This window comes from Parabacteroides acidifaciens, from assembly GCF_003363715.1.
Taxonomy (GTDB): domain Bacteria; phylum Bacteroidota; class Bacteroidia; order Bacteroidales; family Tannerellaceae; genus Parabacteroides; species Parabacteroides acidifaciens.
This window is the reverse complement of sequence record NZ_QREV01000026.1, coordinates 47049-64476: the sequence shown is the minus strand read 5'-3', so window position 1 is coordinate 64476 and position 17428 is coordinate 47049. Positions and strand designations below refer to the sequence as shown.

15 protein-coding genes are annotated in these 17428 nt (G+C 46.9%); 3 read left to right on the top strand and 12 right to left on the bottom strand.

The window, feature by feature from the left end; all coding sequences use genetic code 11:
• Nucleotides 1-364: 364 nt before the first annotated feature.
• From DWU89_RS11880 to DWU89_RS11850, 7 genes are all read right to left on the bottom strand, one after another.
• Entirely contained in the window at nucleotides 365-2113 is a 1749-nt protein-coding gene (locus DWU89_RS11880; RefSeq protein ID WP_115499859.1) for a phospho-sugar mutase, read from the bottom strand.
• A gap of 95 nt (nucleotides 2114-2208) precedes the next feature.
• Nucleotides 2209-3879 (bottom strand): M23 family metallopeptidase, encoded by a 1671-nt coding sequence (locus tag DWU89_RS11875; protein WP_115499858.1) that lies wholly within the window; start codon nucleotides 3877-3879, stop codon nucleotides 2209-2211.
• A gap of 4 nt (nucleotides 3880-3883) precedes the next feature.
• Nucleotides 3884-4198, bottom strand: coding sequence for a type II toxin-antitoxin system RelE/ParE family toxin (locus DWU89_RS11870; protein ID WP_115499857.1), 315 nt, complete (start codon nucleotides 4196-4198; stop codon nucleotides 3884-3886).
• Nucleotides 4186-4452: a hypothetical protein gene (locus tag DWU89_RS11865; RefSeq protein WP_115499856.1), complete on the bottom strand. Its 267-nt coding sequence runs from the start codon at nucleotides 4450-4452 to the stop codon at nucleotides 4186-4188. Before DWU89_RS11865 ends, DWU89_RS11870 begins: the two co-directional genes overlap by 13 nt.
• A gap of 36 nt (nucleotides 4453-4488) precedes the next feature.
• Nucleotides 4489-5562: an endonuclease/exonuclease/phosphatase family protein gene (locus tag DWU89_RS11860; RefSeq protein WP_115499855.1), complete on the bottom strand. Its 1074-nt coding sequence runs from the start codon at nucleotides 5560-5562 to the stop codon at nucleotides 4489-4491.
• 6 nt (nucleotides 5563-5568) lie between these two features.
• Nucleotides 5569-7044 (bottom strand): hypothetical protein, encoded by a 1476-nt coding sequence (locus DWU89_RS11855; RefSeq protein WP_115499854.1) that lies wholly within the window; start codon nucleotides 7042-7044, stop codon nucleotides 5569-5571.
• A 187-nt stretch (nucleotides 7045-7231) separates the two neighbouring features.
• Nucleotides 7232-8689 (bottom strand): aminoacyl-histidine dipeptidase, encoded by a 1458-nt coding sequence (locus DWU89_RS11850; protein ID WP_115499853.1) that lies wholly within the window; start codon nucleotides 8687-8689, stop codon nucleotides 7232-7234.
• A 147-nt stretch (nucleotides 8690-8836) separates the two neighbouring features.
• On the opposite strand from DWU89_RS11850, the gene DWU89_RS21090 reads away from it, so the two are divergent.
• Both DWU89_RS21090 and DWU89_RS11840 read left to right on the top strand, forming a co-directional pair.
• The gene (locus DWU89_RS21090; RefSeq protein WP_115499852.1) at nucleotides 8837-9055 is read left to right on the top strand and encodes a hypothetical protein; all 219 of its coding nucleotides are present in this window, start codon (nucleotides 8837-8839) and stop codon (nucleotides 9053-9055) included.
• Between the two features lie 27 nt (nucleotides 9056-9082).
• Complete coding sequence (locus tag DWU89_RS11840) at nucleotides 9083-9685, top strand: OmpH family outer membrane protein (protein ID WP_115499851.1); 603 nt, start codon at nucleotides 9083-9085, stop codon at nucleotides 9683-9685.
• A 79-nt stretch (nucleotides 9686-9764) separates the two neighbouring features.
• Here DWU89_RS11840 and DWU89_RS11835 read toward each other — a convergent pair whose 3' ends face one another.
• The 5 genes from DWU89_RS11835 to DWU89_RS11815 form a co-directional block, all read right to left on the bottom strand.
• Nucleotides 9765-10913 (bottom strand): PepSY-associated TM helix domain-containing protein, encoded by a 1149-nt coding sequence (locus DWU89_RS11835; protein WP_115499850.1) that lies wholly within the window; start codon nucleotides 10911-10913, stop codon nucleotides 9765-9767.
• On the bottom strand, nucleotides 10910-12310 hold the full coding sequence (locus tag DWU89_RS11830) for a DUF4374 domain-containing protein (protein WP_115499849.1): 1401 nt from the start codon (nucleotides 12308-12310) through the stop codon (nucleotides 10910-10912). Before DWU89_RS11830 ends, DWU89_RS11835 begins: the two co-directional genes overlap by 4 nt.
• A gap of 39 nt (nucleotides 12311-12349) precedes the next feature.
• Entirely contained in the window at nucleotides 12350-14647 is a 2298-nt protein-coding gene (locus tag DWU89_RS11825; RefSeq protein WP_392391929.1) for a TonB-dependent receptor, read from the bottom strand.
• 258 nt (nucleotides 14648-14905) lie between these two features.
• The gene (locus tag DWU89_RS11820; protein ID WP_115499847.1) at nucleotides 14906-15232 is read right to left on the bottom strand and encodes a hypothetical protein; all 327 of its coding nucleotides are present in this window, start codon (nucleotides 15230-15232) and stop codon (nucleotides 14906-14908) included.
• Entirely contained in the window at nucleotides 15233-15538 is a 306-nt protein-coding gene (locus tag DWU89_RS11815) for an FtsB family cell division protein (protein WP_115499846.1), read from the bottom strand.
• A 70-nt stretch (nucleotides 15539-15608) separates the two neighbouring features.
• Between DWU89_RS11815 and DWU89_RS11810 the strand changes: the two genes are divergently transcribed.
• On the top strand, nucleotides 15609-17420 hold the full coding sequence (locus DWU89_RS11810; RefSeq protein ID WP_115499845.1) for a DNA polymerase III subunit gamma/tau: 1812 nt from the start codon (nucleotides 15609-15611) through the stop codon (nucleotides 17418-17420).
• Nucleotides 17421-17428 lie beyond the last annotated feature (8 nt).

The window sequence follows — 17428 nt, the reverse complement described above, 5'->3', positions numbered from 1 at the left end:
CGGACTTCATCGCGCTGACCCGGAACTTCGTTGCTCTGAAGTCTGACTTCATGGGTGACGAAGGTAAACTTCAGAGCGATGAACCGGTACTTTAGGGGAATTTTCTGCGCACCTCACCGCAATAGACTGGAAATATACGGATTTTTCATCCAAGAGGGAATTGTCTGAGAGACACTTTGAGGATGTGTTGTAGACCTCTTTTCTGCTGTTTTTTACAATAAGGTGGAGTAAATTACTTACCGGCCAGCAATTCCATGATGACCAATGCAGGAAAACTGATCGTAAGTAAAAGTAAAGAAAAAAAGGAGAGACTGTGGCAGCCTCTCCTTTTATAATTATATGTATATGTTTCCGAATCGCGGGATCAGATTCCCAATGAAGCCTTGATCGCTTCGATCTTTTCTGCTGCGGCTTTTTCTGCTGCGGGCAGTTCGTCGATGCTCTTCACTTTGGAATGAACTTCGCAGTAGAACTTGATCTTGGGTTCCGTACCGGAAGGACGGATGGATACTTTGGTACCGTCTTCGGTGAAATACTGCAGAACGTTGGATGTTGTCGGCATATCCAGGCTTAATGTTTCATTTTCGATATAGTCTTTTCCTTTCAGGGAAGAGTAGTCATAGAATAACGTCACTTTGGAACCTGCGATTTCCTGCAACGGGTTTTCGCGGAAGTGTTTCATCATCGCTTCGATCTCTTCAGCTCCGCTCTTGCCTTTCTTTACAACGGAAATACCTTTTTCTTTGGAGAAACCATACTGAACGTAGATGTTCTGCAATAACTGATACATCGTGATGCCCTGGTCTTTGGCCCAGGCTGCGATTTCAGCGAGGATAGCACAGGCGGAAACAGCATCTTTGTCACGGACGAAATCTTCGCACAGGAAACCGTAGCTTTCTTCACCGCCACCGATATAGTTCTTCTTGCCTTCGTTCTTTTTCATCACGTCGGCAATCCATTTGAAACCGGTATAAACATCATATACTTCAACGCCGTTCTTTTCTGCAATCGTGCGGATCAGTTCGGTTGTAACGATTGTCTTTACAATGTATTCCTTACCGTTGATCTTGCCCAGTTCTTTCCAGCGGGTGATCAGGTAATAGACGAACATCAGGGCTGTCTGGTTGCCGTTCAGCAATACCCATTCGCCTTCGTTGTTCTTAACAGCTGCACCTACGCGGTCTGCGTCCGGGTCGGAAGCCATAACCAGTTCGGCGTCTGTTTCTTTTGCTTTTTCAACGGCCATAGCCAATGCTGCCGGTTCTTCGGGGTTCGGAGAAACAACAGTCGGGAAGTCGCCGCTTACCACATCCTGTTCGGGAACGTGGATGATGTTGGTGAAACCGAATGCTTTCAATGTCGGCGGAACAACAGTGACACCTGTTCCGTGAATCGGAGTGTACACGATCTTCATGTCGTGGTGGCGTGCGATCGCTTCCGGTGACAATGATATCTTTGTCAGATCGTTGATATATTGTTCGTCGATTTCCTTACCGATGATTTCGATCAGTTCCTTGTTGCCTTTGAACTTGATTTCGCTGGCATTGCGGATTTTGTTTACTTCGGCGATCGTGTTCTTATCGTGCGGGGCGATCATCTGTGCGCCGTCATCCCAATAAGCCTTGTAGCCGTTGTATTCTTTCGGATTGTGCGAAGCTGTCAGGATAATACCGCTCTGGCATCCTAACTTGCGGATTGTGTATGACATTTCCGGTGTCGGGCGAAGGTCTTCAAACAGATAAACCTTGATGCCGTTAGCGGAGAAAATATCTGCGGAGATTTCAGCGAATTTGCGGCTGTTGTTGCGGCAGTCGTGGCCGATTACAACTTTGATCTGGTCCAGACCTGCAAATTCCTGTTTCAGATAGTTGGATAAGCCTTGTGTAGCTGCTCCTACCGTGTAGATATTCATGCGGTTTGAACCGACTCCCATGATGCCTCTCAGGCCGCCTGTGCCGAATTCCAGGTCTTTGTAGAATGACTCGATAAGTTCTGTCGGATCTTCGTTGTCCAAAAGAGCCTGTACTTGTGCACGTGTTTCAGCGTCATAACTTTTTGTAAGCCAGCTTTGTGCTTTGCTTCTTACCATTTCTAACAGTCCATTGTTCTCCATGACCTATATGCTTGCTTTTTAATTTAGAATTTTATGTTTTTAAATTTAACAAAGGTACGAATAAATTGGTAATCTCCAACATTTAAGGCTGATATTTACCAGGTAAAAGAGTATGTGTACTCCGATTGGTTTCCTGCGGCATCAGTCGCGGTCAGCCGGAGCGCGTGTTTTCCTCTTTCGAGCCGTTCCTTGTCGAAGTGATAGGTGATGACTGATTTGTTGTTCATTTCAAACAAAACGTACTGTCCGTCTATCTCTCCCCGGTATGTCTGCACGCCACTCAGGTTGTCGGACAGGCGGAATGTGAATGCCTGTTTGCTGATCCAGAGATTGGCGTTGAGCGGAGTGATGGTCGGCGCCTGCGTGTCTTGACTGATCGTATAGTTGCCTAATTCACGGATATCCGCATCTATCCAGCCGTTCCGGTAAGTGCCGCCTATCCAGGATTGACGGCCTTTCTGGATGCGTACGATGCCATATTGTTGTTTGTTTTCCAGCGTGTCGATCCGCAGACGCAGGGATAATTGCGCCGATTTGTGAATCGGGACGGGGCGGTTATGCAGGATGTGTATATCGGCCAATTTCGTACTGTCTTCCTTCACGGAATAACGGAAATACAGGTCATCATACAGGTTGCCTTTCGGAAGGGTCATCCGGATGCCTTTTGCTCCGAAACGGTTGTCCGCGACCCAATGGAACAGTTCGGTCCCTTCCGTTTTGATTTCCGGTATTTCCTGCTCTTTGCCTTCTATCCAAATAGATAGTTGGGTGGTGTTGCCGAATACGTCGGCCAGTGTATAGGTAAGATGATATGTTTTTTCTTCATCAATGTTGATGATTCCCCGGTTGGCGCTTTCGATAAAGCGGAGGCGGTTACCCGGCTCGACGAAGCTGCGCATATAAAAAGAACGGTGCTCCTTCCACTCTTCGTAATCCACATAGCTGTTCAGGAAACGTGTCTCGTCGAAGGCGAAGCGGTCCAGGTCGCTGTGATAGACGATCTGGCTGTCCAGCCGGAGGGTGATTTCTCTTACTCCGTATATATTGGTCGTGTTGTCCATGTAATCGTATGCTTTCACTGCCAGCCCTATTTCTCCCCAGGCTTCTATTTTGCCTGTGAGTGCCTGCTTGCCGTTTTTAGCTGTGACGGGTTTCAGCTCCAGTTTCCGTTTGCTGCCGTTCACAACGCCTTTGCCTTCTATCGGACAGACCAGGATGCCTTGTATTTTAGGGGAACGGGTGTCGGTAATCTTCTCTTTGAAATATTCGATGGGGTCAAGGACTTCTTCGCTTTCTGTGTCGCGTACTTCGAAGTGCAGGTGCGGGCCGCCTGAGCCTCCCGTATTACCGCTGTAGGCGACTAATTCGCCTTTTTTGACCGGAAGCTGGTCCGGTGTGAGGAACAGGTTGACGTTAAAACTTTCCTGTTCGTACTGTTGGGTTTTGAGATATTCGGCGATAGGCGGGGCGAAACGCTGGAGGTGTCCGTAAACGGTTGTCGTCCCGTCGGGATGCGTCAGGTACAGACCGTTTCCGTATCCCCAGGGACTGACGGAAATACGGGACACATATCCTTCCTGCACGGCATGGACCGCTTTTCCTTCTACCCCTTGTGTCTTAAAGTCTATTCCCGAATGAAAATGATTGTTTCTCAGCTCCCCGAAATTCCCGCTCAGCAGAATCGGAAGATCGAGCGGCTGCCGGAGTTGTTGGGCGCTGATTGTTTGTATGCAAAAGAAGAGGATGGCAATATATAGTTTATACATATAATCATTTGATTTTAGAGTTTGAATTATCTTGTAGACAATTCCATATATCAGCGATGTGAATGGCGTCATTTTCTACGAAATAAATAATCTTGTAGCGTTTATGCTCGATAATTGCTCTATATTGCTTACTTCGTCCAGACAATTCCGGCTCCACAAATCCAAGTTGAGGATTGGTTGTAAGTAATTCAATGCTATGCATGATACCTTCAATGAATTTGCTGGCTGCTTTTTCTCCCATATGAGTCTCGAACCATTGTGCCAATTCAATGAATTTATCCGAAGCATCATTGTTCCAGCGAACAGTTAATGTTTCCATGATAGTTTCAGTTTTTCAATACGGTTTTTGACTTCATCGTGTGAAGTGTATATTCCTTTTTCAAATTCCGCTTCAGCACTATTTAACCGATTGATTTTTTCTTCGTGCGTATAGCAACATAAATCTGGACATTCCGCACTTTTGCTAAGTTTACGTATGTATTTTTCCAGATTTGCAATTGCTGTTTCCGTGTTGAGATTTAGAATCTCTTGGATGAGAATCGCTTTTCTTGCTTGTAATTCTATTGTAGTCATGTTTGTAACATTATAGTTGATTACAAAAGTAATAATTTATTTCGATAAAAGAAAGTCCGCGATTATAGGCAGGTGGTCGCTGTAGCCGCCTTCGTATTTGAAGCCGTAGTAAGAGCGGAAAGGGCGTTCGCCGCGCCATGTTTTATCTTTGGTGAGCAGGAAGGGCGGTGAGAAGATGCGGGCACTTCCGGGAACGAGGTGCATGGCGGCTGTCGTGTCGGCCAGGGCGGAAGAGACAATGATCTGGTCCAGTTGGCTCCATTCGCCCTGATACTTATGGCTGCCCGAAGGATGTGTCTTCCGTTCGGCGAAGAGATTGCACAGGCGGAGAAACGGATGCCTGTCCGTTTGGGATTCGATGCGCATGGAATCCGGAACGGATGCCCATCGGATTGGAAACGGATGGGCATCCAATATTTGCCGGATGCTGATGTCGTCCGGAGTGTCGTTGAAGTCTCCCATGATCAGGATATGCGGAGTGGGGTGGAGGGCGTAGACGGAATCGCATAACGACCGTAATGTGCGGGCGGCGTCGAAGCGATCCGGTTCACTCTCTTTCTCTCCTCCGTAGCGGGAGGGAAAATGGCAGACAAAGATGTCGAGACGGTCGCCGGTGAGGACTTCTCCCCATACGTGAAGAATGTTGCGGGTGTGCTTGTGTTGTTTCCGCGTGAAACGGACCGGCTGTTCGGCATGTCCCAAGTAACGGAACTTGTCCCGTTGGTAGAGCAGTGCCACGTTGATGCCGCGTGTGTCCTCTCCATGTGTCATGCAATAGCGGTAATGTTGCAGGCGGAGAGGTGTCTGGTGCAACAACCGGACAAGAACGGAGTCATTCTCCACTTCGCAAAGACCGACCAGCGCCGGAGTGCTCCATTCGCCAGCGGCGGTGATCACTTTTGCCACTTGTTGCAATTTATGGTAAAATCGTCCGCCCGTCCAGTGGCGGTTGCCGGAAGGAAGAAATTCTTCGTCGGCTGTCAGCGGATTATCTTCCGTGTCGAACAGGTTTTCGACATTATAGCTCATCACCCGGAAATCCGTTTGCCCTTTTGAAGAGATAACGGACAGGAGCAGGATGAAAAACGTCATAGTTAAGATTCTGATCATATCGTTTTATTTTTCATCTTCTTCTTTCGGTACAAATTCGTATGCTCCGATATCCGGGCCGTCATTCGTGAGGCGGTTTACGCCGTAGCGGTCCACGGGATATTGTTGCGTGATGAATATATCGGCTTTGCCTACGCCTAATGTCGTCGCCGAATCCGGGCGGAAGTCGAAACGGTATTTATTCTTTTCACCGCCTTTCAGCCGGTAAGACGGGCTTGTCTTGGTGAACAGTACATCTTTGAACTGGTCGTTATTACTGCCCGATGTCTTGATCACGCAGTGGTTGAACAGGTAGTCGAACGAAGCGATGCCGTCGATAGACAAGTTCAGCTCTCCCTGGTGTTCCTTTTCGCCGGCACTGAAGCTGCCGTCAATGATGCAATTGTCGAAAGTCGCTTTCAGCGGATACGTCTCTTTTTGCGAATCGACTATTTTATTATTGGTCAGGGTCAGGCAAGGCTGCTCCCTTTTATTCAGTGTCATGAAATTGGCAAGCGTACAATGGACGAAATGATATTCTCCTCCGATCAGGACCACGACACAGTCTTTCGCATTGGTCAGTTCCGTATTGCTGACTTCGATATTGCAGTTGATTGCGGAGAAGAGGTTCTCGCCCATATTCGTGATTTGGGAGTTGCTCAATTTCAATTTGGATTCTTCCGGAGATGATTTCTCAAATGTGAGGCCGGTTTTTCCGTTCCGTACAATCACGTTGTCCATTATATTATTATAGCTTTCCGGACGGAAGAAGATGCCTCCCCATTGGGATGGCGTGCGGTCGTAAGGCAAGACGTCGTCCAAAATGAAATCCAGGCGGTCTCCCCGGAACAGGATCGGCTGTTCGCGTGTCCCTTTGGCGAGCAAGGTCCCATAGGTGATGATCTTTGCCGCGTCGTGCATATAGAAGATGCATCCCGGGTCTATATTCAGCGTAACGTCGGGAGCTATCATCAGGCTGTCGTAAATCAGATAGGGGCGTTCGGCTGTGAAATGAGTGTCTTGTGTTAATGTTATCCCATTTTTATACAGGTTTACATTTTGCCCGTATGCTTCGAGGCGCACGGATTGTTTGATTCCGTTTGTTATAAAGATCACGGAATCGTCGATCAGCAACGGTTGGTTGGAGGCATTCGGATTGACTGTGACTTCAACAAAGACATACAAACTGTCTTGCGCCTGTATTCTTACATCCTGGAAATGGTCGCCTTTGCGGCCATCCACATTGATGCGGAAACCGGTCTCTTCACCGCTTGCCAGCATGATTTCGCCGATCATCAACGGTTGGTCGTTACGGTTATAGATCATGAACTCTTTGGTCGCGGAACCTATTGTCGTAAACACCGTATCAAAAGAGAGCGTGTCTGCCGAGAAGCTCAGTTGGTGGTTCGGATTGGTTGAATAGTTTTCGTCCAGCCCGTCGCACGACAACAGGTTGAATACCATTAAAAATAGTATGAGTAACGGAGCGGCTAATCTTTTCATCTTATTCAATTTAATAATGTGGCAATATACCCATTCTGCTTCTACGTGTTGAGATATTGCCTGATTGTCATATTATGTTTTATGAAAACAAATTTATCATAAATAAGTTTTCACGTCTTAACATAAAAAAAGAGGAAAAACATCGGTGAAATGTTAATCCTCTTTTTATAACGGAAAATATACCGTTTTATTTTGCAGGGATGCTCTTTAATAATTCAAGCAGGTGCGACCACCACAAACCTACGGTATCGATCTGTATGCGTTCGTTGGGCGAATGCACGTCGAGAAGTGTCGGACCGAATGAAATCATATCCAGATTCGGATATTTTTCAAGGAACAGGCCGCATTCCAATCCTGCGTGGATCGCCATTATTTTGGCATCTTTATTAAACAGACGTTTGTAAGTCTCCTGAGCCACTTTCAGTATCTTTGAGTCCGGGTTAGGCGCCCATCCGGGATAACCGTCACCGTGAGTAACTACTGCATCCGCCAGTTTGAATACGGATGCTACCTGGTTGGCAATCATATTCTTGCAGGATTCGATCGAACTGCGCTGGCTTGTACCTACGATAATCGTATCGTCCGGTCCCATCTTAACAGAGGCCAGGTTGGTAGAGGTTTCAACCAATCCTTCGATATCATGGCTCATGCCGATTACGCCGTGCGGACAGGCGTGCAGGGCCCAGATAACTTTGTCTTTCCATGCGTTGCCGATACATTTTTCCGGCTGTTCGGTCGATTCCATGGAAATACGAACGTTCGGGTCTACATGCTTCAGCTCGTTTTCGATGTCTGCCGTATAATGGTTGAGCAGGACACGTGCCGTTTCCTTTTCATTGGGCGACAAGCCGATTACGGCATGCGCTTCACGGGCGATTGCGTTACGCAGGTTGCCTCCGCTGATCGAGCAGAGTGTGAAATCGACCTGTGCACCTAACAGATACAGATAGCGTACCAGCACTTTATTGGCATTCCCCAATCCTTTATGGATTTCACCTCCGGAGTGTCCGCCGTTCAAGCCTTTCACGTCGATGATGAAATACTGCATGTTCGGATTTGTCGGTTGCGATTCGTAGTGGAAAACTGCCTGCGTGTCTTTACCTCCGGCGCAACCCATAAAGATTTCGCCTTCGTCCTCGCTGTCGAGGTTCAACAGGATGTCACCTGTCATAAAGCCTTTTTCGAGGGCTTTTGCTCCGGTCAGCCCGGTTTCTTCGTCAATCGTGAAGAGGCATTCGATCGGACCGTGTTCGATATCATCGGAAGCAAGGATTGCAAGCTCGGCGGCGACACCGATGCCATTGTCGGCTCCTAACGTCGTCCCGTTGGCACGAAGCCAATCGCCGTCGACGATTGTTTCGATCGGATCGTTGTCGAAATCGTGGGCAGTCCCGTTATTTTTTTCGCATACCATATCCATATGTGACTGCAGGACTACTGTCGGCAGGCTTTCTTTTCCGGGGGTTGCCGGTTTTGACATCAGGATATTGCCTACGGCATCTTTCTTGATTGCTATTTTATACTGTTTGGCGAATGATTCGAGAAATTCGATCATTTTTCCTTCCTTCTTTGAAGGACGGGGCACTTGTGTTACTTGGTGGAAGAACTTCCAGACGATCTCAGGTTTTAAATCAGTAATCTTCATAATGTTACAATATATTATAGATGCTACTCTATAGTTAATAATACCGCTATAAACAGAGTTCGGTATGAAAAAAAGTACAATTAAATACCAAAAACATACTTTCCAATCACTTAAACTCTTATATTTGCGTCCACAAATATAGAGAAAATGCTTGCAACGTTATTGATTACGGTCATAATTCTTGTTATTTGTGTTGTGTTGCTCAGTGTAAAAGTCCTTTTCAAAAAAGGAGGAAGATTTCCCAATACACATATCGAGGGTAACGCAGCACTAAGGGAAAAGGGTATATGTTGTGCTAAAACCCAGCATAGGCGGGATAGTATGCAGAAGAATCTATATGATAAGATAAAAGAAATAGAAGAATAAAATAAATAAAGATTTAATTTACACTTTATGAAGAACATTAACTACGTAATTAATGGTGTGCTCGCGGTGGCTGTCATAATTTTGTTCGTTATGCAGTTTTCCGGAAAAAAAGAATCCACAGTAACTCCGGCTTTTACAACGGAGGGAGATTCTACTAATTTGCTTCCTGTAGCATATGTAAATGTAGACTCTCTTTTATCGAATTACAATTATTCAAAGGATTTGAATGAACGTATTCTCAAAATGCAGGAAGATTATCGTTTAGATATGACCCAGCGGTCAAATGCTTTACGGACTGAGTTGAATGATTTTCAGCGTAAATATGAAGCAAATGCTTTCCTGACTACGGAAAGAGCTCAACAGGAAGGAAACCGTTTGCAGAAAAAGCAGCAGGAACTTCAAGATTATGCAGCAAAGAAAGAACAGGAGTTGGCAACCAAGCAGATGGAACTGAACGGACAACTTCGCGATACGATCGTTGCACAGTTGACTGCTTACAACCAGACAAAAGGTTACCAGATTATTTTCAGCAATACAATGGGTGACAATATTTTGTTGGCGAACCATGCGTATGATATCACAGCTGAATTTCTTGAGGTGTTGAATAAGAACTATTCTTCCGCCAAGTAAGATATAAAAAAGGCGTTCAAAGCCTGAAACAAAAAAAGCCCGGAGTTGAAACGACTCCGGGCTTTTTTGTTTGTAGGACTTAGGGTATTCTCTTCCTGATTCTCTTTTTGATCCAGAAATAGTAACCTGTTATGGCAAAGACTGCTCCGAGGAATGAGACCAGGCAACTTAATATCCGGGTCGTCATGCCACCCCATGTTCCGGCATGAACGGAGTAGATCCATCCTCTGATCTTCCCTGATTTGGGAAGGTCCTTATACAATTGGATGTCGGTTATCTTTCCGGTAGCCGGATCGAATGAATAACGGTCACTACCTCTTGTATTCCCGTAATTGGCAGTAGAGACTGTTGCCGAGCCTTTCTGGAGCGTAATCGAGTTGTATTTCGGATAACGGCTTTGCAGTTCGGATAAGACTTCATCCCATTGGAGATAATCCACCTTTTTCTGTTGTCTCCCTTCTCTTTCGGAAGAGTTTGAATGTCCTCGGGCTGGAGCTTCTTTTGACGTAGACGGGGCCGGCGCATGAGCCTGCTGCGTCTGGTTTGTGCTGACGCCGAACGCGGTGTAAAATGCATCACGATACCAACCGAACGACCAGGTCAATCCTGTCAACGAAAGGGCAAGCAGGAGTAGGGCTGCATAAAAACCTCCTGAAACATGCAGGTCGTAGAAGAAGCGGAACCAGCCGGTTTTCGTCTTTATTTTCAGCCGGTTCTTCAGTACTTTCCTGTTTCGCGGATACCAGATGACAAGTCCGCTGATGATGATGATTGCCAGTGCCAGCGTCGAATAGCCGACAATTGCTTTTCCCCAGGCAAAGCTGCCGTCGCGTTTGTATTCATCGAACAACCAGCGGTGGAGGCGCATCATTTTCATGAAGAACCCTTTGCCATCGTCTATTCCGGTTATTTCTCCCGTATAAGGATTGATAAAGCAAGCTGCTTTTTTTCCGGGTAAAACCAGTTGGCTGGTCCGCTCAGGATCGGCGGAGATGCGTATGCCCGTTATCTTTATGGAGTCGGGCAGCTGTTGCCGGGCTGCATCCATTAATGCAGCCGGCGACAGCGGTTCCCCTTTTACCTCTTTTACGAAATAGCGGGAGGGATAGCAGAACTCCAGTATCTCCGTTTCAAATACCAGGATCGACCCTGTCAGGCAGACAATCGCAATGATGATACCGAAAGGAATCGATAACCAGAGATGTATTTTTGCAAAGATCTTTTTCATTTCAACTTACCGATACCGGATATTTGAGTTGCTTTTACCGTTACACCCTTCGTTGCACTGGCATTTGCCGGATTGATTTTATAGATAGCCGGGTCTCCGTCGGTCAAGGTCACTGCAATGTAAGCGTTGCCGTTCTCGATATGCGGTGTACTGCCGAAGCCTGAGATCAGGTCTGATGAAGGAAGGCCGGTGACGTAGGTCAGCTTTTTGTCGCCGGCTTTGAATACAGCCAATTGATTTGCCGTATAACCGGTTTCGCTGAAGGGGCGGTCGTACATCAGCAAGAGGAAGTAATCTTCCGTGATATGCCAGCTGCGGAGGAATGATTTTCCGTTGCTTTGCTCTTCGATATTACAATAATAATCGTCGAAGTCTTCGCTTCCGCTCGGGATGCGGACTACACCGGCCGGCAGTTTGGTTTGCTGGCGCGGATCAGTCATGGTCTTGGCGTATGAGGGAGAGAATACGTAAATGTCGCCATTGTCAGCCGCCCAGATCATCTGGTAGTATTGAGATTTGAAACGTCCGCAAGCATAGCTGATTTTACCGGTCTTGATGATTTTCTTCGTCGCGAATGTCTCGTCGTTGAAGATTGCCACCCAGCAGGAATCGGGGTATTGTGTCCACAACAATTCGTCTTTTTCGTAGGCGCTGCTGTTTGAGCCTCCGGATTCGGTCTTAACCAGGTCTTCGTTGCCCGGCAAGATCCATTTTCCGTTTCCGTCTTTCGTTCCGTACTGGCTCAATCCCATCGGGACTGCCACGCTGTAAATCTTGCTGTTGTGTTCCAGGATGCCCGCCAGTGTCACGTACTCGCCGTTGCCCAGAAAGTTCTCGGACAGGTAGTTCTTATCCTTTGTATCGTTGTCTTTCTTCGTCTCGGCTGCCACGTCCAGGCATGAAACCAGGAACGACTGAGGCACGTAGCCGTTTTCGTCCGCCCATTCCGTAGGACCGTCGCCCGATGAAAGGGTCATGATATACTTGTCGTAAATGCCGTAGGTTGTGAACCGCTTCACCTTATAACTCTGTGAACGTGTCTCCAGTTTGCCATCTGCATTCAGGACATACGAACGGGTGTCTCCGGCGTTGCCCTGGTTGTAAGTCAAACCATACAGATACTGATTTTTGTAGAACACCCATTGTGTCGCACCGTCATTGACGAGGCCGTTATTTTGTGTCGTGATCGTTCCTTCGTCTATGCTTTCGGCTGTTAGCAGGACATTGGTCGTATTTCCGGAAGCCGTAACGGAAGCCGGGATGATGAATGCGCTTTGTGCATCGCCTGTTCCCGGTTCCGGGTTTGGTGCCGGAATCTCGTTGTCGCTACAGGAAATAAACATGCCACCCGCCAACAGGGCAGAGGTGATACCGATGAGTAAATGATTCTTTTTCATCTTGTAAATGTATTTATATTTAGTAATTATGATAATGAATTAATTTCCGAAGTAAACTCTTACTTTGCCGTAGAAAGCACGTCCGGCTCTCTGCAAACTGAAGTTGTCGTACAGGTCTTCATTTGTGAAGTTGCGGCATTCGAATGACAGGTTGTACCGCCCGTTCTGAAGGCTGTAAGAAAGAGACAGGTTATGAGAGAACTGGTTGGGCACCACATAGTCGTTATTTTGTGCTCCGATGGCGGAAGAATAGTAAGTGAAACGATGCAGGTACTGATTGTCGTAGGTAACGGTCAGCACATTGCCCTTTTTCCAGAGGTTGCGCCAGTAGAACGATACATCCGAATCCGCAAAGCGGTATGGCAGGTTCGGCATCCGTTCCCCATAGGCCAGGTTTTCGGCACTGCTGGAAATGGAGGTTTTCATCCTGTCGCGCACGTCCATCTGGGTAAAGTTACCTCCGACACTCACCCAGCCCGCAAAGTTGTAACGGAGGGAGAGGTTGAAGCCTTTAGTCTCCACTTTGCCGTAGTTGATGTAAGTGGCGGCCTGTTTGCCACCGCTCAGGTCTGTGATGTTGCGTTGGATATAATCTTTTGTATTGCGGTAAACGACGCCTCCTTCCACATATATGGAATGCTTGCCGAATGTTTTGTTGTAGCTCAGGTTGAGGTTTACGTTGTCGCTGTTCTCCGGTCTGATGCCTAACTCGCCCATCTCCAGGTCTTCGTCGCCGAACATCTCTTCGATAGTCGGCAGGCGGTAAGCCTTCTCGTAAGACAGTTTTGCCTGCAGGCCGGTCAGGATGAAATAAGTTCCGGCCGCCCCGTATCCGAATGAGTTGACGGTACGGCTGTTCCGGATATATTCATCTTGTGCGGAAGAAGTAGCCATCGGACCGGCTACAAACTGGTTGTAATATTTTCCGAATGCGGAGAAGTTCCAGTGTTCGGACGGCATCAACCGGTAAGACAAACCGGATATATTCTTTCGGGTTTCTTTGGCAATGGCGCTTTTCATCTCTTCTGCTGCGAGCAGGGAGGTGTTGGAACGGTGGAAGGTGTTCAGCACATGATTGAAGGTGAATGTGTGTATTCTGCCGATCCGGTAATTGAGGGTCATTGTTCCGTTCCAGTTGTTATTGTCTGCCCGTGAATACTGTCTGGACTGTTCTCCGGCGGAGTTCATCAGGTGTTTTTCTCCGCGCCAGTTGTATTCGTAGGAAGAGGTGTCCACATTTGTCGTCAGGTTCTTGTTATAGTTGGCTGTCAACACCATGTCCAATCCTTTGGTGAACAGGTCGCGCTTGCCGTATTCCAATGACGGCATCAGCGAATGGCCTTTGCGGTGTTTCCGGCCGTACACGATTTCCTGGCGCACGCCGGTCTGTATGTCCTGGTACATATTCGAGTAGGTGAAACCGAAGATCAGGCGGTCCGCCCATTTCTTGTCTACAATGCCTAACTTGCCGATGACTGCCTCGTTGTGATATGTATCGTTGAAACGTTTTACACGCTCTTTCTTGCTTCTGTCGATGCTTCCCGTTTCGAAGTTTTCTACCGGGGCGTTTACGTAGTAGTCATTGTCCGAATAGTTCTGGAAAGCATTGATCTCGTAAGTGAAACCGTTTTTGAATGTTTGCCCGAAATTTACATAGGATTTATGTGTGTTGAACGAGCCGTAAGAATAGGATGCATCCAGGAACCATCTGTCACGTTTTTTCTTGGTGATGATGTTGATGACACCGCCGATAGCGTCTGTCCCGAAGCCTACCGGGACAACACCTTTATATACTTCTATGCGCTCGGCAAAGTTTACAGGAATGTTGTTCAGCCCGAAAGAACTTCCCACACCTTCCTGCGGCACGCCGTCGATAAATATTTTGACATGCTTTCCGCTGAAGCCGTCCAGCGTAAGCTGTGTGTCCGAGCCGACACCGCCGGATTCGCGTACTTTCATTCCTGGCGCTTTAGCCAATGCGTCGCTCAAGCTCCGGGTTGAGTTTTGCAGCTCTTTGGTGTCAAGTGCCACCGCATTGAAGGCTGAACGTTTCAGGCGGCTAATCCCGTTTGAGACAACGACAACCTCTTCCAACTCTTCTGTCTTAGGTGCGATTGTGATGTTTTGTTTCACTCTTTCACCCTCGAAGAGCGTGACTTTTTTCTCCACCGTCTCATATCCGATGGCGGATATAATTAGGGTATAGCTGCCGGCAGGCGCTTTCAGATGGTAGATGCCTTGTTCGTTTGTCGTGACTCCATAGGTGGTGCCTTTCAGATAGACGGTAGCAAAATCTACAATTTCTTTTTCCGTCGATAATACTTTCCCGGAAACCATTGCCCTGTCCTGTGAATAGACAAATGAGGCAGGTAACAAGAGTATGAATAAAAAGGAAATCTTAAGAATCGTTGCTTTCAATTTATAAAGAGTTTTGTATCGTTAATAAAACGATGCAAAGGTCTTTATAAAAGGGAAGCGCATCAATCGCGGATTTTAGGTAATTTTACTTGTCTCTGTAATTATATTTTTGACAGTATTGTAACTATAAGTAGGTATTTTGTGTGTGGTCTCTTTTCTCCGGATACAGAAAAAACGTTATTCTTGTTTAGGGGCGACAAATGCTGTGTATAACTGCAACAGTGCTGAAATGGTCAGGCAGATCACCCATTCTTTCCGTCCGCTGAACATCAGTGCGGAGGCAAATATGCACAACAGTCCGGCAAAGATATTATAACGGTGGAGCCTGCGCCTGCGGAAATCCATCTCTTTAGTCGACATTGTCAGATAGCTGACGGCTATACCTGCAGCTCCTACGGCAAACAGATAAGGTGCGACAACAGGCAATGCCAGATATAATCCGGCTCCGGCGAGTAACAGGAGGGCGGAGATATTAAAAACGATTGTTCTTGCTTTTTCGTTCATTTACTTATTCTTGATAATATAGACATCCTCGTTTGGCTTCTTCATATAATATTCTTCCCGGGCAAAGCGTTCAAGTCCTTCCTTGTCGGTATGCAGATCGTTCAGCTTTTTGCTGTTGACTTCAATTTCTTTCTGATAATGTTTAATCTCTTTTTCCAGGCTGCGAATCCTTTCATCATAGGTATAACGTTTATACAAGCTGCTGTCGCCCATCGTAAAAGTTAGGGCAAGAAACAGAATCGTTATCAGCCAGTAGGCATTGATTCGAGATAGATACTTATTATAAAAGTCTTTTATGCGTGACATCGGAATTGCTTTTTGCAAAGGTAAATAAAATTTTATCTGTATCTTTGTCTTATTAATAAAAAAGCAGAGAATGGATAATTATATTGTATCGGCAAGGAAATATCGTCCTTCTACATTCCGTAGCGTGGTGGGACAGAAGTCTTTGACTACTACTCTTAAAAATGCAATACAAAGTAACAAGCTGGCTCATGCCTATCTCTTTTGCGGTCCGCGCGGAGTCGGCAAGACCTCTTGTGCCCGTATCTTTGCCAAGACAATCAACTGTCTGAATCCGACTGCCGACGGAGAGGCCTGCAACGAATGCGAATCGTGCAAGGCTTTCAATGAGCAGCGTTCGTATAACATCCATGAACTGGATGCCGCTTCCAATAACTCGGTGGACGATATACGCTCGCTGATTGACCAGGTGCGTATTCCGCCTCCAATCGGAAAATATAAGGTGTTTATCATCGATGAGGTACATATGCTGAGTTCGGCAGCCTTCAATGCGTTTCTGAAGACGCTGGAAGAACCGCCCCACCATGCCTTGTTTATCCTGGCTACGACGGAAAAACATAAAGTCTTGCCAACCATCCTGTCGCGTTGCCAGATATACGACTTTTCGCGTATCTCGATTGCCGATATGGTGGAGCATCTGGAGTATGTCTCTTCTTGTGAAGGAGTGACGGCTGAACCGGAAGCCCTGAATGTGATTGCGCAAAAGGCAGACGGAGGTATGCGCGATGCCTTGTCTATCTTTGACCAGGTTGTCAGCTTTACGAATGGTAACATTACCTATCAGGCGGTGATCGATAACCTGAATGTGCTGGATTACGAATACTATTTCCGTTTGACGGATGCCATGCTTTCAGGAAATGTCCGTTCCGCCATTCTGATATTGAATGATATTTTAAGCAAAGGCTTCGACGGGCAGAATATTATAACGGGGTTGGCATCGCATTTCCGCGATTTGCTTGTATGCAAGGATGAGTCGACTTTGATTTTGTTTGAGGTAGGAGCATCCATACGCGAACGTTATAAGGAAATGGCAAAACGTTGTCCGGATCAATTGCTGTTCAAAGCGATTGAACTGGCTAACACCTGCGACCTGAATTACCGCGCCAGCCGGAATAAACGGCTGTTGCTGGAGTTGACGCTTATCCAACTTTGCCAATTGAGCAGTACCGGACAACCGGTCGAGGATAAAAAAAAAGGCCTGATTGAACCGATAGCCTCTAATGGGCAGGCTCCTGTCCAGCCGCAATCCCAACAGGCAGCCGGTCAGACTTATACCGTGCAATCGGCTCCCCCTTTGCAGAAGCCCGTACAGTCTCCGCAGGAAATGACAGGAGCTATACCTCGTCAGCAGGTTGTCTCCACCCATGTGCCGCCTTCGTCAGCTATTCCGCAAGCGCCTCCCGCTACAGCTCCGAAAAGAGTGGCGCGTCCGCCGCAATTCGGAACATCTATAAAGGAGATAGGAGTGGAGCACCCGAAGGCGCAGTCTGCCACACATGTGGAAACTGTCGTGCAAGAGATGCAGAGCCCGTTCAGCCAGGAAGCCTTGGTGCATTATTGGGATGCGTTTGCCGCTTCTATCGATAAGAAAGTCTATCTGAAGAATACGATGATCAACTGCAAACCGGTTTTGCAAGATAATTATTATTTTGAGGTCTGTGTGCACAATCCCGGACAACAGGACGAATTGACGAATAACTGCCTTGATATTTTGAGCTATCTGCGGGGGCAGTTGAAGAATACCCGTATCCAGATGCGTGTCCGTATAGACGAAACGAACCAGAAGCATCTGGCCTACACATCCGCTGAAAAGTATGAGCATTTATTGAGTATAAATCCGGTTTTGGCTAAGCTGAAGGATGAGTTTAATCTGACGCTCGATTAAATAGTTGA

Bases quoted from the DNA above. Each gene is read 5' to 3' on its own strand.
- DWU89_RS11870 (WP_115499857.1), bottom strand. From the start codon at position 4,198: ATGGAAACATTAACTGTTCGCTGGAACAATGATGCTTCGGATAAATTC.
- DWU89_RS11850 (WP_115499853.1), bottom strand. From the start codon at position 8,689: ATGAAGATTACTGATTTAAAACCTGAGATCGTCTGGAAGTTCTTCCAC.
- DWU89_RS11840 (WP_115499851.1), top strand. From the start codon at position 9,083: ATGAAGAACATTAACTACGTAATTAATGGTGTGCTCGCGGTGGCTGTC.
- DWU89_RS11825 (WP_392391929.1), bottom strand. From the start codon at position 14,647: ATGGTTTCCGGGAAAGTATTATCGACGGAAAAAGAAATTGTAGATTTT.
- DWU89_RS21090 (WP_115499852.1), top strand. From the start codon at position 8,837: ATGCTTGCAACGTTATTGATTACGGTCATAATTCTTGTTATTTGTGTT.
- DWU89_RS11860 (WP_115499855.1), bottom strand. From the start codon at position 5,562: ATGATCAGAATCTTAACTATGACGTTTTTCATCCTGCTCCTGTCCGTT.
- DWU89_RS11810 (WP_115499845.1), top strand. From the start codon at position 15,609: ATGGATAATTATATTGTATCGGCAAGGAAATATCGTCCTTCTACATTC.
- DWU89_RS11835 (WP_115499850.1), bottom strand. From the start codon at position 10,913: ATGAAAAAGATCTTTGCAAAAATACATCTCTGGTTATCGATTCCTTTC.
- DWU89_RS11880 (WP_115499859.1), bottom strand. From the start codon at position 2,113: ATGGAGAACAATGGACTGTTAGAAATGGTAAGAAGCAAAGCACAAAGC.
- DWU89_RS11855 (WP_115499854.1), bottom strand. From the start codon at position 7,044: ATGAAAAGATTAGCCGCTCCGTTACTCATACTATTTTTAATGGTATTC.
- DWU89_RS11820 (WP_115499847.1), bottom strand. From the start codon at position 15,232: ATGAACGAAAAAGCAAGAACAATCGTTTTTAATATCTCCGCCCTCCTG.
- DWU89_RS11830 (WP_115499849.1), bottom strand. From the start codon at position 12,310: ATGAAAAAGAATCATTTACTCATCGGTATCACCTCTGCCCTGTTGGCG.
- DWU89_RS11875 (WP_115499858.1), bottom strand. From the start codon at position 3,879: ATGTATAAACTATATATTGCCATCCTCTTCTTTTGCATACAAACAATC.
- DWU89_RS11815 (WP_115499846.1), bottom strand. From the start codon at position 15,538: ATGTCACGCATAAAAGACTTTTATAATAAGTATCTATCTCGAATCAAT.
- DWU89_RS11865 (WP_115499856.1), bottom strand. From the start codon at position 4,452: ATGACTACAATAGAATTACAAGCAAGAAAAGCGATTCTCATCCAAGAG.